This window comes from Acinetobacter seifertii (assembly GCF_000368065.1).
GTDB lineage: Bacteria > Pseudomonadota > Gammaproteobacteria > Pseudomonadales > Moraxellaceae > Acinetobacter > Acinetobacter seifertii.
Genome location: NZ_KB851199.1, coordinates 246,574 through 259,218, shown reverse-complemented (window position 1 = coordinate 259,218; position 12,645 = coordinate 246,574). Strand labels below are relative to the sequence as shown.

Here is a 12,645-nt window from a genome sequence, read left to right as displayed (position 1 = left end):
TAACAGCACTTTTAATAAAAATCATTTGCTAGATAAATGATTTTTAGGGTAATTGTTGCAACGGCAACTGTGTACACAACTCCACCATGGCTTTGCGGTAAACATCACGCTTGAAGTTGACCACTTGACCAAGAGGATACCAATAGCTAACCCACTGCCATTCGTCAAATTCGGGCGGGTCAGAGAGGTTTAACTGAATGTTTTTTGCAGGTGCAGTTAACTTCAGTAAAAACCATTTTTGTTTCTGTCCGATACATACAGGGTCAGAGTCTGACCGAATGTACCGATGTGGCAAACGATAACGCAGCCATCCTTTGGTTTGCGCAATAATCTGGACATGTTCGGGCAATAAGCCGATTTCTTCTCTCAGTTCTCGAAAAAGTGCCTGTTCAGGGGTTTCTCCAAACTGGATGCCTCCTTGTGGAAATTGCCAAGCATTGTGACCAATGCGCTTTGCCCATAAAACCTGTCCATCATCGTTTGCCAAAATGATCCCGACATTGGGTCGGAAACCTTCTGAGTCGATCATTTGGCTACCTAAATACTTATCTATATCGTTGACTTTAATCGCGGGGACAAACACTTTTTTATGTCCAGCTCGAAAAGATCAAAGTAAAATGTTTAAATTGCTACGATCTTAACGAATTTCTATCGACTAGCGGAGATAGATTTACATTTTTTTTCTTAAATTTCAGTTTAAACGAGAATTTTCATGAAACTGGCGTTGTTTGATTTAGACCATACCTTGTTAAATACCGATTCAGACCACTCGTGGGGTGAATTTTTAGTCAATGAAGGTTTGGTTGATCCGGTTCATCATCGTCAGATGAATGATAAATTTTATGAAGATTACAAAGCAGGGCAACTTGACCCATATGCTTATAATGAATTCGTTTTTGGTTTCTTAACAAAACATGACAATAGCTACTTAACAGAGCTTCACCAATTGTTCATGCAAAAAGTGATTCGTCCACAAATGCGCCCTAAAGGCTTCGATGCGATTAAGAAACACCAAGACTTAGGTCATACCATTGTGGGTATTACGGCAACAAGTGATTTTATTACCGCGCCAATTTTTCGTGAATTTGGTATTACCGAAATTTTAGCGACCAATGCTGAAATGGCTGACGGAAAATATACAGGTAAAGTTGCGGGCTTGGCATGTTATCAAAAAGGTAAACTTGCACGTCTTGACGACTGGTTGGCTGGACGCAGCGTATCTGAGTCTTGGGCGTATTCAGATTCAATCAATGACCGCTTTTTACTTGAATATGCAACGCATGCGATTGCGGTAAACCCTGATGATCGTCTAGAAAAGTTAGCTCAAGAGCACAACTGGGAAATTCAGGACTGGTCGATTTAAGATGATCGAGTTGGAAGAGCTATGCGGTATTTAAGGTCTTCCAACTCTTCATTTATTATATTTAAATGATTTTTTATATTTCTTGAAAATCCTAATCCAATAATAAATATTGATAAGTTCAATAAAAATAAATTTTAAAAATGAGGTAATAATGTCAAAAACACCACAGATTAAATTACCAAGCCAACTTTGGAATGATCAAAGTATTGACTTAACACGCCATCGCTATCAGGAAAAATTACTAAGTAAAAGTGACGGCTTCAAATTAGGTAAGGCTCAACGCAAAAAAGTAGCGCGTGAGCAGTTGTCAAAGCTTTCTGAACGACCAAAAGGTATAACTGCTTTAACGATTTATGATTGGAGCAACCAAGGGCGTTTAGAAAAACTCAAACCGATTCGTGCAAAACGGATGAGTGTTTCACCGTTTACATTTTATCGTGGCATGCCTTCTTTGATGCTATTTGACCAAGCATGGGAGCAGGTAAATACAGGTTTATTTCAGCAAATTTGTGGTGATTGTCATTTAAGTAATTTTGGTGGTTTTGCAAGTCCAGAACGTAACTTGTTATTTGGACTCAACGACTTTGATGAAACTTTAGTTGCCCCATTTGAATGGGATGTAAAGCGTTTAGCAACCAGTTTTGTGATTGCAGCTCGTGATATTAATCTTGCAGATAAGGTGGGTTTAAGGGCAATTAAAATAATGCTGAATAGTTATCGTCAGCACTTATTAGAAAATGCGAAACTTTCACCCCTACAAGTTTGGTATGAAAAAATTGATGCCATTACCTTATTAGAAAATACTGAATGCCGAAAACTCAGGAAGAAAAGCGAAAAGGATATTGATTCGGCACAGAAAAAAACTGTGTATTCTGTTTTGCCGAAGCTTACCCAACAAGACCAAGAGACGGGATTGCGTCATTTTGTAGATGATCTGCCGTTATTATGGCACCCCAGTGCAGATGAACCATTTAGTAAAGATGTTGATGTATTCTTTCAACAATACCGTGATTCTTTGAAATATGATCGCCAAGTACTTTTTGATCGTTATCAATGTACAGATGTGGCCTTTAAAGTGGTTGGTATTGGAAGTGTTGGTACCAGATCTGCGATTGCATTATTTCAAGATGCAGATCGGGAACCGTTAATTTTACAAATGAAAGAAGCGAATCCATCAATTCTTAGTCCGTTATTTGTAGAAAAAGTAAGTCACGAAGGTGAACGTGTGGTACATGGTCAGCAACTCATGCAGGCCGCAAGTGATATATTTCTTGGATTTTCTTCAATATCGAATCAACATTTTCATGTACGTCAGTTACGTGATATGAAAATCTCTTTTAATCTTAATGATATGGATGAAGAGTATTTCTATAAGTATGCTGAAGATTGTGGCTTAGCTTTAGCGCATGCCCATGCAAAATCTGGAAATGCAGATGTACTTATGGGATATCTTGGAGAGGGTGATACGATTGTAGACGTATTACAAACCTATGCAGAAGAATATGCAGAGCGTAATTTAAACGACTATCAGCAATTTATGAATGAAATTGCTGATAGTCAGATTCAGCTCGCTGGAGATGATGCGCTTTAATAAATTACTTAACTTTGCCTGTGGTATACCAAATATTTGGATCAGGGTTTTGTTGATGCCAAAGCTTAAATTGAGCCCGCCATTGCTGAAAGGGCTCCGATAACGTAGGGCGTGGGTCATCACTTAAACTATAAGCCATGCCTTCTACTAGCCATTTAGGTTTAGTCAGCATTGCAATATTTCCCCATTCTTCGGCTTGTCGGTGATGAATAAGTTCATGGGTGATGTAGAAATCTTTCCAACCACGCGGTGCAACCAATAATCCCAAATTACCCACTGCTTTAGCGGCTGCTTTTTCCATACCAAAGGTATTTGCGCACTCTAGAGTTGAGCAAAAAACCATAGTGGGCTGTTGATGAAAAGCACCTACTTTATCTTGGGTTTCTTGTAATGAACGATTATAAAGTGTCTTTGCAAGAGGTTCTGCCTTTGCATCATCTACACATATATGATCTTCACAATGTAATAGTGAAAGATGATGTGCGAAAACAACACGTATCGGTTTAAACCAGATCAATGTTGCAAGAATTAAGAGAGCTAAAGCTACGAATCCGTATAAACCAATTTTAATTATCTTTGAATATTGATTATTCACGATCATGAATCTTAAGTGAAAAGTGTAATGATAGTAGAGTAAAGGGTATATATTTACAGTATCATTTCCGATCAATATATGACTTTATTAATTAAAATAGCATGGCTAAAAACAGACGTACTAAAAATGAAAGCAGCAATAATTTCTTTGAAGAGTTTATCGCCCAGCTGATTACCACTATTTTTGGTGAATTATTTATTTATATCATTGCCTTACTGTTTATGAGTGCAATTGGTGGAATTATTTTTGCTGCTATATTTTTCAGTTGGGGAGTTCTGTTTTTACTACTGCCTTTCGCAGTTTTAATTTACATTCTTTTTAAAAAATATAGTCATTAATACAGTTATTTCTGCATCATTTTAATCAACTCTTGCATAGCTCTAGATTGAGTACGTGCAGGGTGCCATACCATACCTAATTGGCGATTCATCTCGACATCTAAATCAAGCTGCTGCATATCCTGATTCAGTAGAGTTTTTGGTAAAACTGACCAACCTAAACCAATCGACACCAACATACGAATAGACTCTAGTGGATTATTACTCATGGTGATTTTGGGTTTAAGCCCTTGTTTTTCGAACTCAGCCAAAGTGATTTGAGCCGTATAAGTCTGTGCAGCTGGTAATAAGCTTGGGTATTCGATTAAGTCTTGTAAGGTCAAATTCTTTTGCTGTGCCAATGGATGAAATGGGGCAGCAACGAAGACTAAAGGATCATTCCAGATGGTAATGTAGTTAAGACGCTCATCGCCTGAAGGTGGAAGTGTTAAAAATGCAAGCTCTAAATCACCAGCAAGGACCTGTTCATGTGCTTGTTCTGAGTCAACAAAATGTACGTCAAGCGTGACTTGAGGAAACTGCTGAACAAAGTGTTTAAGTGGGGAAGGTAAGTGGTGCAAACCGATGTGATGACTCGTCCCGATTTTTAAACGGCCTTGTATTTGCGTTTGTTCATGACTTAATGTGTGGTGAATATCTTTAAGTTCATTTAACCAGTTTTTGACTTTTGGTAATAACGAATGTGCAGCATGAGTGGCTTGGACCCCACGTCCTGCCGACTCAAATAGCTTTACGCCGAAGTATTCTTCGAGGCTATGAATACGTTTGGTTACAGCAGGCTGGGTAATAAAGAGTTGATCTGCAGCAACAGAGATAGACCCTGTTTCCATAACTTTTACAAAAGCTTCAAAGGCTGCAAGATTCATAATACAACTCTACTTGGAATAGAAAAATCGAGAGAGGCTAAAGTCGCCAAGCCAAAATCGTATCATGCTTGCAGCTAAACGTTCTATAAACTTGTGATTTCGCGTATTAATTTTAACCTAAGCAGTTGTCTCATTTTCGTCTAAAGCTGATATACGGCGGTCTTTGGCTGCCCATACTTTTTCATGAAAGAAAAAAGCAAATGCTTGTACGGTTGGTTCTAACATACTTAAGGTTAAAGCCATCCAAATGTTACCTGTTACAAAGTACGCGACTAGCATTGCTACCGTAATATGCATAATGTAGTAACTTAAGGTTTTCTTTAATGTACGTTGGTTTTTTACAACGAATTTTTGAATATTAGCCATCATTATTCTCTCTACCTATATTTGATATTTTTAGTATAGAGATGAGAGTATAAGATTAAAAATGGATTATGCAAATGATAATCATTAACAAAACCGATTTAAATATTTTTGAGTAATATAAATAAACACGGGAATGATTCCTAAAAGTTTTCTAATTTATAAAAATGATAAATTAGATTTATGTGAAACTCTGGCTATAATCGAAGAAAGATTAGAATTACCCAGTCCAATGGAGCAAGACGACATGGCAGGCAAAACTTTATATGACAAATTGTGGGATGACCACGTAGTTTCACAGCGTGATGATGGTTCGTGCTTACTTTATATCGACCGTCATTTATTGCATGAAGTGACGAGTCCACAAGCATTTGAAGGTTTGCAACTTGCAGGTCGTCAACCATGGCGTTTAAGCGCAAACGTGGCTACACCAGACCATAACGTTCCAACGTCTAAAAAAGAGCGTGATCAGGGTATTGCAGGTATTGAAGATGATACGTCTCGTATTCAGGTTCAAACCTTAGATGATAACTGTAAGGCTTTTAATATCGTTGAATTTGGTATTAATGATATTCGTCAAGGTATTGTGCATGTTGTTGGTCCTGAACAGGGCTTAACTTTGCCGGGCATGACTGTGGTGTGCGGTGACTCGCATACAGCGACTCACGGTGCTTTTGGCTGTTTGGCACATGGTATTGGGACATCTGAAGTTGAACACGTTTTAGCGACACAATGTTTGATTCAGAAAAAATCAAAAAATATGTTGGTTCGTGTTGATGGCGTTTTAGGTAAGGGTGTAACACCAAAAGATGTCGTTTTGGCGATTATCGGTAAAATCGGTACTGCAGGCGGCACGGGTTACGCAATTGAGTTCGGTGGTCAAGTTTTCCGTGATATGTCGATTGAAGGACGTATGACGGTATGCAACATGGCGATTGAAGCGGGTGCTCGTGTTGGTATGGTCGCAGTTGATGATAAGACTATTGAATACGTAAAAGGCCGTAGCTACGCACCAAAAGGTGAGCAGTGGGAACAAGCGGTTGCTTACTGGAACACTTTACATTCAGACGATGATGCTGTTTTTGATGCAGTTGTTGAATTAAATGGCGCAGAGATTGAGCCACAAGTGTCTTGGGGTACTTCACCTGAGATGGTGATTCCAGTGTCGAAAGCTGTACCAACCTTAGAACAAGCCAAAGATGACGTACAACGTAGTGACTGGACGCGTGCGTATCAATATATGGGTTTAAATGCAGGTCAAGCATTGGGTGATATTCAACTTGATCGTGTGTTTATTGGTTCTTGCACTAACTCACGTATTGAAGATATTCGTGCTGCTGCTGAAGTGGTTAAAGGCCGTAAAGTGGCTTCTAGCATTAAGCAAGCCATGATTGTTCCGGGTTCTGGTTTAGTTAAACAACAGGCAGAAAAAGAAGGTTTGGATAAAATTTTCTTGGAAGCTGGCTTTGAATGGCGTGAACCGGGTTGTTCAATGTGTTTAGCAATGAACGCAGACAAGTTACAACCGGGTGAACACTGTGCATCGACATCAAATCGTAACTTTGAAGGTCGTCAAGGTAATGGTGGTCGTACTCATTTGGTGAGTCCGGCAATGGCAGCGGCGGCTGCAATCGCGGGTCATTTTGTTGACGTTCGTTCATTTTAATTCGGTCTGGAGCAAACCATGAAAGCTTATACAGTTGAACAAGGTATCGTTGCACCATTAGATCGTGCCAATGTCGATACAGATTTGATTATTCCAAAACAGTTTTTAAAATCGATTAAACGTACTGGTTTTGGCGACAATTTATTTGATGAACTTCGCTATTTAGATGAAGGCTACCCAGGTCAAGATAACTCGGTACGTCCAAAGAACCCTGATTTTGTTTTGAATCAACCGCGTTATCAAGGTGCAACAGTTTTAATTGCTCGTACTAACTTTGGTTGTGGTTCAAGTCGTGAACATGCACCTTGGGCATTAAACGAATATGGTTTCCGTACTGTTATTGCACCAAGTTTTGCGGATATTTTCTTTAATAACTGTTTTAAAAACGGCATGTTGCCAGTCATTTTGCCTGAGAACATTGTTGATCAGTTATTTAAAGAATGTGCTGCGAATGAAGGTTATCAATTAACTATTGATTTAGCTGCGCAAGAAGTTCGTACACCAAATGGCGAAGCATTTAAATTCGAGGTAGATCCATTTCGTAAGCATTGCTTGTTAAATGGCTTGGATGATATTGGTTTAACTCTTCAAAATGCAGATGCAATTCGCGCTTATGAAGAAAAAACTAAACAGGTTCGTCCTTGGGTATTCCAAGAGATAAATTAACCTTTTGGTACATTTTAAACATAGTCATGGCGTCGTGTTCAAACTCTTGCTAACATGCTAAAGCATAAAAACACCTTAAAATTATGCACTAGATGAGGATTGGGCTTGAACAATGAAGAGGAACGTTACTCATAGCTTTTTGTTGGGCCTGTGCGCAATAACACTTAGTGCTTGTCAAAGCACTTACAATGTGGTCGATACTGTTCGTATTAAGCAGGCCAAACATGAAAATTTGGGGCAGAATGCAGCAATATATTGTTCGGGTGCAAAAAGTTGCGAATTCGAACGACTAAATGATATTACTGTCGTTGATGCACAGACACGCAGAATTAGTAATCAGGCAATTCATCAAGGAATTGTGAGATTAAATGGTTCGCTGTTGAGTCAAAGCAATAGTTTGTATCTGTCTGTGCCTGCTAAGCAATATGAAGTGGTCATTCGTTTTTATCCGATTTCTCCAGATCGGGCAGAAACGATCCATGTTATTCACCAATTTAAAGCTAATCATCGCTATATGTTTAAAATGTACCGAGACAAATCTAATCGTTCGGGTAGTTTGCTCAATGTTTCTGTACCAGATCCATTATGTGTTGACTTAGAGCAGGATGGGCGTGTCATTCGCCGTTTTTGTCGACCATTTGATGTAACCACAGGACTCGGTGAATTTCTCGAACAGAAAAAACTAACACCACGACAGTCATAACGCTGTCTTGTCTTTGAAAATGGAAAACTTCATGTCTAAACAGATTTTAATTTTGGCTGGCGATGGTATTGGTCCTGAAATTGTTGGGGCAGCAGAAAAAGTATTAAATAAAGTAAATGAAAAATTTAATTTGTCGTTGACTTGGGAACATGGCCTATTGGGTGGTGCAGCGATTGATGCTCATGGTGAACCGTACCCAGCTGTAACAAGCGAGCAAGCAAAGAAAGCTGATGCCATTTTATTAGGTGCCGTTGGCGGACCAAAATGGGACACCATTGAACGCTCTATTCGCCCTGAACGTGGTCTTTTAAAAATTCGTAGTGAACTTAACTTGTTTGCTAACTTGCGCCCAGCGATTTTATACCCACAATTAGCCGATGCTTCTAGCTTAAAGCCTGAGATTGTTGCTGGTTTAGATATTTTAATTGTTCGTGAACTTACTGGTGGTATCTACTTTGGTCAGCCACGTGGTATTCGTGAACTCGAAAATGGTGAAAAACAAGGCTATAACACTGACGTTTATTCTGAAAGTGAAATTAAACGCATTGCCAAAGTAGCTTTTGAACTTGCAGGATTACGTGGTGGTAAAGTTTGTTCTGTAGATAAAGCAAACGTTTTAGAAGTGACGGAGCTTTGGAAGCAAACGGTTACTGACTTACAGAAAGCAAACTATCCAAATATTCAGCTTTCACATATGTATGTGGACAATGCTGCAATGCAACTTGTACGTGCGCCTAAACAGTTTGACGTCATCGTTACAGGCAACTTGTTTGGCGATATCTTGTCTGATGAAGCAGCAATGCTTACAGGCTCAATTGGTATGTTGCCATCAGCATCTTTAGATGAAAGTGGTAAAGGTATGTATGAACCTTGTCATGGTTCAGCACCTGATATCGCGGGTCAAAATGTAGCAAACCCATTAGCAACGATTCTTTCAGTTGCAATGATGCTTCGTTATACATTCCGTGAAGAAGCTGCTGCTAAAGCAATTGAAGATGCGGTAGGGCAAGTACTTGATCAAGGTTTCCGTACAGCCGATATTATGTCTGAAGGCATGACTAAGGTAGGTACAGCTGAGATGGGCGAAGCAGTTGTTGCTGCTCTTGCTTAATTGCTATTTTGCTAAAAAAACGCGGCTTTAAGCCGCGTTTTTTTATTGTTGAAAGGTTTTAACAGGCTTTGCCCTGATATTGGATTGATTCAGCGATATCATTCTTCAGCTGAAAAATAACTTTGCAACTAAAATTAACATCGTAAGAATTGCTCCCTAAAGCCCCCGATTGAATAGGGACGGGATTACCACCCATTTCAAGATTACTCACCATAGGAATTGGAATACTTAATGGTCGTAAAATTGTGTAGATGAGTTGATTTGATGTTTTTTCGGGAACATGAGCAATTTGAAAACCGAGACCGCGTAAGTTTAATTCTTGCTGAATAGTGGTAGATGACTTACCCAGAAAGCTTTTTAAATATTCCTGTAAGTTCACAGATTGGCGTGGGGTAGTTGCACAACCGTTCAAATAAATAAGCATCATTGAGAATAGGCTTATTCGACATAGGGTGTGTATATTCATTTTTCTCTCTATCAAATTATATTTATTATTAGATAACGGTAGGTTGGATTGCCGAACTTGTAAAGAAAAAAAGGAAGTTTATGATAAATGGGGGATGAGTTTATCTAGGAATCCATACTCACATCTGAAAGGCTTTATAATTATTTCGTAAAAAACTTAAGGAAAACATGATGAAAAAAATACTTTTAGCACTTTTATGCAGCTTCGGAATAACAGCGGTATATGCCGATAATTGTGACACTACTCGTAATACCTATGATGATATTTACTGTACAAATAAAATCTATGCGAGTGCTGATGCTGATCTAAATAAAAACTATCAGGCATTAAGAGCAAAATTGAATACAGCGCAACGAAGTACGCTTAAGAAGTCTCAGCTTGCTTGGATACGTCAACGTGATGCTGAATGTACAGATTCAAATAGAAATAGTGTAGACGTGCAGTGTCGTTTACAGACAACGCAGGAAAGAAACCATTGGCTACAAGAAAGATTACGTGAATGCCAAACAGTTGGTTGTAAAACCAGTCGATTAAGTGAATAAATAACGCAATAAAAAAGCCACTTCATGATGTGGCTTTTTTGCATTCACTAATTAGCGAGCACGGTACGTAATACGACCTTTAGTTAAGTCATATGGAGTCATTTCGACTTTCACACTGTCGCCAGTAAGAATGCGGATATAGTGTTTACGCATTTTACCAGAAATGTGTGCAATAACTTCGTGACCGTTTTCAAGACGTACACGGAACATCGTATTAGGAAGCGTTTCGGTGACAACGCCTTCGAACTCAATGAGTTCCTCTTTATTGGCCATAGCCTACCTGATGATCAAATTGGAAAGGCGCAAATTATAGTCAATTTATTTAAAAAAAACAAGATAGACATCTTCTTGTTAAAGCATCTGGTTAAACTATGACTAGTAAAAAAGATGTAATTTTTTTCACAAAACAACTCTAATTCTGTTGTCAGTTTGGTCAATCAACGCTAATCTAAAATCATAGTTATTAGGGACTGTTCATGAAAAAAGAGTCAACAGCTCCTAAGTATCAATGAAGTATCTACATGGAAGGGCACTGCGTGGGTCAGCTAACAGATGCATCAGTTGTATTACGTTTTGGCTATCAAGCAATTCGTCGTGCAGGATTACCAACGGAAGAAATATTAACTAAAGCGGGAGTCGCTTTAAATCAGGTCGATACCAATGCACGTACTCCGTTAAGTGCACAGTATGCCTTTTGGACTGCAGCTCAGGAAGTCAGTAAAGACCCAGACATCGGTTTGCATTTAGGTGAACATTTACCTTTATACCGTGGTCAGGTCATTGAACACTTATTTATTAGTAGTGAAACCTTTGGTGAAGGGCTTAAACGAGCTTTGGCTTACCAACGTCTCATTAGTGATGCATTTGATGCAAAACTGGTCGTCGAAGATGGACGTTGTTATTTGACCAATGGTGAACAAATTGGTGCTGATAATCTGGTTAATCGTCATTTTTCAGAATGTGCGATTTCAGGTGTGCTTCGATTCTTCAAATTTATTACCGAAGGGCAATTTCATCCAATCTTCATCGATTTTAATTTCAGTGAAGGTGCTTCTGAAGATGAGTATTTCCGTGTTTATGGCTGCCCAGTAAGTTTAGGTCAGAAAGAAACAAGGCTATATTTTGATCCTGCCATTTTAGATTTCCAGCTTTGGCAGGCAGAACCTGAACTATTGCAATTGCATGAGCAGCTCGCAATTGAAAAGTTACAAGAACTGGCTCGTTATGATTTAGTGGGTGAAGTTCGCCGTGCGATTGGTTCGACACTGGAAAGTGGAGAAACCACGCTAGAAACTGTAGCAGCACAATTAAATATTACACCGCGCCGTTTACGGACACAGTTAAGCGAAGCGAATACCAGTTTCCAGCAAATACTTTCTGACTATCGCTGTCGTTTGGCTAAAAAACTTTTGGCAAATACCAGTGAGAGCGTAGAGCGTATTGTGTATTTAACGGGTTTCTCTGAACCAAGTACATTCTATCGTGCGTTTAAACGCTGGACCAATGAAACACCCGTTGAATACCGTAAGCGTAAACAGCATCGTTAAATACTAAAATTGGTTAAGCCTACTCAGGTAGGTTTAACCAATGTGGGCCAAGTGGTGGCTGTGGCAAGTCAAATTGCTCAGGATAATAACATTGAATAAAGTAGAGGCCGTCAGGTGGAGCAGTGACTCCTGCCGCTTTACGATCTTGTGCCGCAAACATCGCATCGATATGGTCTATTTCATACATACCTTGACCAATTTCGAGTAAGCATCCGACAATATTGCGTACCATATGGTGTAAAAAACCATCTGCTTGAATATCTAAGATCAAGTAGCGACCATGTTCAAATAGACGGCAATGCGTTACATGTCGTACAGGTTTATTGGACTGGCATGCTGCTGCGCGAAAGGTTTCAAAGTTATGCGTACCTTCAAATTTACTGGCAGCTTTAATCATCTTTTGCACATCTAGCTGTTGGTAAATGTGCGTAACCTGTTTATGTAAGAGGGCTGGTCGACACGGAGCGTTATAAATAACATAGCGGTAACGTCGAGCAGTTGCCTTAAAGCGTGCATGAAAATTTTCATCCATCACTTTAATCCATTGAATGGAAATATCTTTAGGTAAGTGGCTATTTGCTCCTCTTAACCATCCCGTTTCTGGTCGAATGGCATTCGTATCGAAATGTGCCACCATATTGGTTGCATGTACACCTGCATCTGTTCTACCCGCACCATGAAGTGCAATAGGTTCATCTGCAATTTTGCTGAGTACACGCTCAATCGTTTCCTGAACGCTGGCAACGCCTGGCTGTTGTGTTTGCCAACCTCGATATTGAACTCCGCTAAACTCAATACCGACCGCATAACGTTGCATAGCTTTACCTC

General features: G+C 39.3%; 16 protein-coding genes. 9 read left to right on the top strand and 7 right to left on the bottom strand.

Annotation, left to right across the window (positions count from 1 at the left end; all coding sequences use genetic code 11):
• Window positions 1-43: 43 nt before the first annotated feature.
• Window positions 44-529 (bottom strand): RNA pyrophosphohydrolase, encoded by a 486-nt coding sequence (locus F985_RS06185; RefSeq protein ID WP_019458019.1) that lies wholly within the window; start codon window positions 527-529, stop codon window positions 44-46.
• A 183-nt stretch (window positions 530-712) separates the two neighbouring features.
• Between F985_RS06185 and F985_RS06180 the strand changes: the two genes are divergently transcribed.
• A complete protein-coding gene (locus F985_RS06180) occupies window positions 713-1,363 on the top strand; it encodes an HAD family hydrolase (protein ID WP_004698931.1) in 651 nt (216 codons plus the stop codon).
• Between the two features lie 151 nt (window positions 1,364-1,514).
• Window positions 1,515-2,954: a DUF2252 domain-containing protein gene (locus F985_RS06175; protein ID WP_004698930.1), complete on the top strand. Its 1,440-nt coding sequence runs from the start codon at window positions 1,515-1,517 to the stop codon at window positions 2,952-2,954.
• A 4-nt stretch (window positions 2,955-2,958) separates the two neighbouring features.
• Here F985_RS06175 and F985_RS06170 read toward each other — a convergent pair whose 3' ends face one another.
• Window positions 2,959-3,555: a hypothetical protein gene (locus tag F985_RS06170; protein ID WP_004698929.1), complete on the bottom strand. Its 597-nt coding sequence runs from the start codon at window positions 3,553-3,555 to the stop codon at window positions 2,959-2,961.
• Window positions 3,556-3,650: 95 nt separating this feature from the next.
• Between F985_RS06170 and F985_RS06165 the strand changes: the two genes are divergently transcribed.
• Complete coding sequence (locus tag F985_RS06165; protein WP_004698928.1) at window positions 3,651-3,887, top strand: hypothetical protein; 237 nt, start codon at window positions 3,651-3,653, stop codon at window positions 3,885-3,887.
• Between the two features lie 5 nt (window positions 3,888-3,892).
• Here the strand turns inward: F985_RS06165 and F985_RS06160 are convergent, their stop codons facing one another.
• Window positions 3,893-4,753, bottom strand: a complete 861-nt coding sequence (locus F985_RS06160; protein ID WP_004698926.1) for a LysR family transcriptional regulator — start codon at window positions 4,751-4,753, stop codon at window positions 3,893-3,895.
• A gap of 117 nt (window positions 4,754-4,870) precedes the next feature.
• A complete protein-coding gene (locus F985_RS06155) occupies window positions 4,871-5,119 on the bottom strand; it encodes a DUF2061 domain-containing protein (protein ID WP_031944413.1) in 249 nt (82 codons plus the stop codon).
• 244 nt (window positions 5,120-5,363) lie between these two features.
• On the opposite strand from F985_RS06155, the gene leuC reads away from it, so the two are divergent.
• The 4 genes from leuC to leuB all read left to right on the top strand — a co-directional run bounded on the left by leuC (window position 5,364) and on the right by leuB (window position 9,262).
• Entirely contained in the window at window positions 5,364-6,782 is a 1,419-nt protein-coding gene (gene leuC / locus F985_RS06150; protein WP_025469066.1) for a 3-isopropylmalate dehydratase large subunit, read from the top strand.
• Between the two features lie 18 nt (window positions 6,783-6,800).
• Window positions 6,801-7,448, top strand: a complete 648-nt coding sequence (leuD, locus tag F985_RS06145; protein ID WP_004698920.1) for a 3-isopropylmalate dehydratase small subunit — start codon at window positions 6,801-6,803, stop codon at window positions 7,446-7,448.
• A 112-nt stretch (window positions 7,449-7,560) separates the two neighbouring features.
• Window positions 7,561-8,151 (top strand): hypothetical protein, encoded by a 591-nt coding sequence (locus tag F985_RS06140; protein ID WP_004698919.1) that lies wholly within the window; start codon window positions 7,561-7,563, stop codon window positions 8,149-8,151.
• 31 nt (window positions 8,152-8,182) lie between these two features.
• Window positions 8,183-9,262, top strand: a complete 1,080-nt coding sequence (gene leuB, locus F985_RS06135; protein WP_004698917.1) for a 3-isopropylmalate dehydrogenase — start codon at window positions 8,183-8,185, stop codon at window positions 9,260-9,262.
• A gap of 58 nt (window positions 9,263-9,320) precedes the next feature.
• Here leuB and F985_RS06130 read toward each other — a convergent pair whose 3' ends face one another.
• The gene (locus F985_RS06130) at window positions 9,321-9,728 is read right to left on the bottom strand and encodes a hypothetical protein (protein WP_004698914.1); all 408 of its coding nucleotides are present in this window, start codon (window positions 9,726-9,728) and stop codon (window positions 9,321-9,323) included.
• Between the two features lie 167 nt (window positions 9,729-9,895).
• On the opposite strand from F985_RS06130, the gene F985_RS06125 reads away from it, so the two are divergent.
• Window positions 9,896-10,270, top strand: coding sequence for a lysozyme inhibitor LprI family protein (locus F985_RS06125; protein ID WP_077169087.1), 375 nt, complete (start codon window positions 9,896-9,898; stop codon window positions 10,268-10,270).
• 51 nt (window positions 10,271-10,321) lie between these two features.
• Here the strand turns inward: F985_RS06125 and infA are convergent, their stop codons facing one another.
• Window positions 10,322-10,543: a translation initiation factor IF-1 gene (gene infA / locus F985_RS06120; protein ID WP_001284370.1), complete on the bottom strand. Its 222-nt coding sequence runs from the start codon at window positions 10,541-10,543 to the stop codon at window positions 10,322-10,324.
• Between the two features lie 263 nt (window positions 10,544-10,806).
• Here infA and F985_RS06115 point away from each other — a divergent pair, with 263 nt between their 5' ends.
• A complete protein-coding gene (locus tag F985_RS06115) occupies window positions 10,807-11,817 on the top strand; it encodes an AraC family transcriptional regulator (RefSeq protein WP_004883404.1) in 1,011 nt (336 codons plus the stop codon).
• Window positions 11,818-11,836: 19 nt separating this feature from the next.
• Here F985_RS06115 and truA read toward each other — a convergent pair whose 3' ends face one another.
• On the bottom strand, window positions 11,837-12,634 hold the full coding sequence (truA, locus tag F985_RS06110) for a tRNA pseudouridine(38-40) synthase TruA (protein ID WP_004698908.1): 798 nt from the start codon (window positions 12,632-12,634) through the stop codon (window positions 11,837-11,839).
• Window positions 12,635-12,645: the final 11 nt, after the last annotated feature.

Excerpts from the sequence above, each read along its gene's own strand:
- F985_RS06185 (WP_019458019.1), bottom strand. The coding sequence starts at position 529 with ATGATCGACTCAGAAGGTTTCCGACCCAATGTCGGGATCATTTTGGCA.
- F985_RS06180 (WP_004698931.1), top strand. The coding sequence starts at position 713 with ATGAAACTGGCGTTGTTTGATTTAGACCATACCTTGTTAAATACCGAT.
- F985_RS06175 (WP_004698930.1), top strand. The coding sequence starts at position 1,515 with ATGTCAAAAACACCACAGATTAAATTACCAAGCCAACTTTGGAATGAT.
- F985_RS06170 (WP_004698929.1), bottom strand. The coding sequence starts at position 3,555 with ATGATCGTGAATAATCAATATTCAAAGATAATTAAAATTGGTTTATAC.
- F985_RS06165 (WP_004698928.1), top strand. The coding sequence starts at position 3,651 with ATGGCTAAAAACAGACGTACTAAAAATGAAAGCAGCAATAATTTCTTT.
- F985_RS06160 (WP_004698926.1), bottom strand. The coding sequence starts at position 4,753 with ATGAATCTTGCAGCCTTTGAAGCTTTTGTAAAAGTTATGGAAACAGGG.
- F985_RS06155 (WP_031944413.1), bottom strand. The coding sequence starts at position 5,119 with ATGGCTAATATTCAAAAATTCGTTGTAAAAAACCAACGTACATTAAAG.
- leuC (WP_025469066.1), top strand. The coding sequence starts at position 5,364 with ATGGCAGGCAAAACTTTATATGACAAATTGTGGGATGACCACGTAGTT.
- leuD (WP_004698920.1), top strand. The coding sequence starts at position 6,801 with ATGAAAGCTTATACAGTTGAACAAGGTATCGTTGCACCATTAGATCGT.
- F985_RS06140 (WP_004698919.1), top strand. The coding sequence starts at position 7,561 with ATGAAGAGGAACGTTACTCATAGCTTTTTGTTGGGCCTGTGCGCAATA.
- leuB (WP_004698917.1), top strand. The coding sequence starts at position 8,183 with ATGTCTAAACAGATTTTAATTTTGGCTGGCGATGGTATTGGTCCTGAA.
- F985_RS06130 (WP_004698914.1), bottom strand. The coding sequence starts at position 9,728 with ATGAATATACACACCCTATGTCGAATAAGCCTATTCTCAATGATGCTT.
- F985_RS06125 (WP_077169087.1), top strand. The coding sequence starts at position 9,896 with ATGATGAAAAAAATACTTTTAGCACTTTTATGCAGCTTCGGAATAACA.
- infA (WP_001284370.1), bottom strand. The coding sequence starts at position 10,543 with ATGGCCAATAAAGAGGAACTCATTGAGTTCGAAGGCGTTGTCACCGAA.
- truA (WP_004698908.1), bottom strand. The coding sequence starts at position 12,634 with ATGCAACGTTATGCGGTCGGTATTGAGTTTAGCGGAGTTCAATATCGA.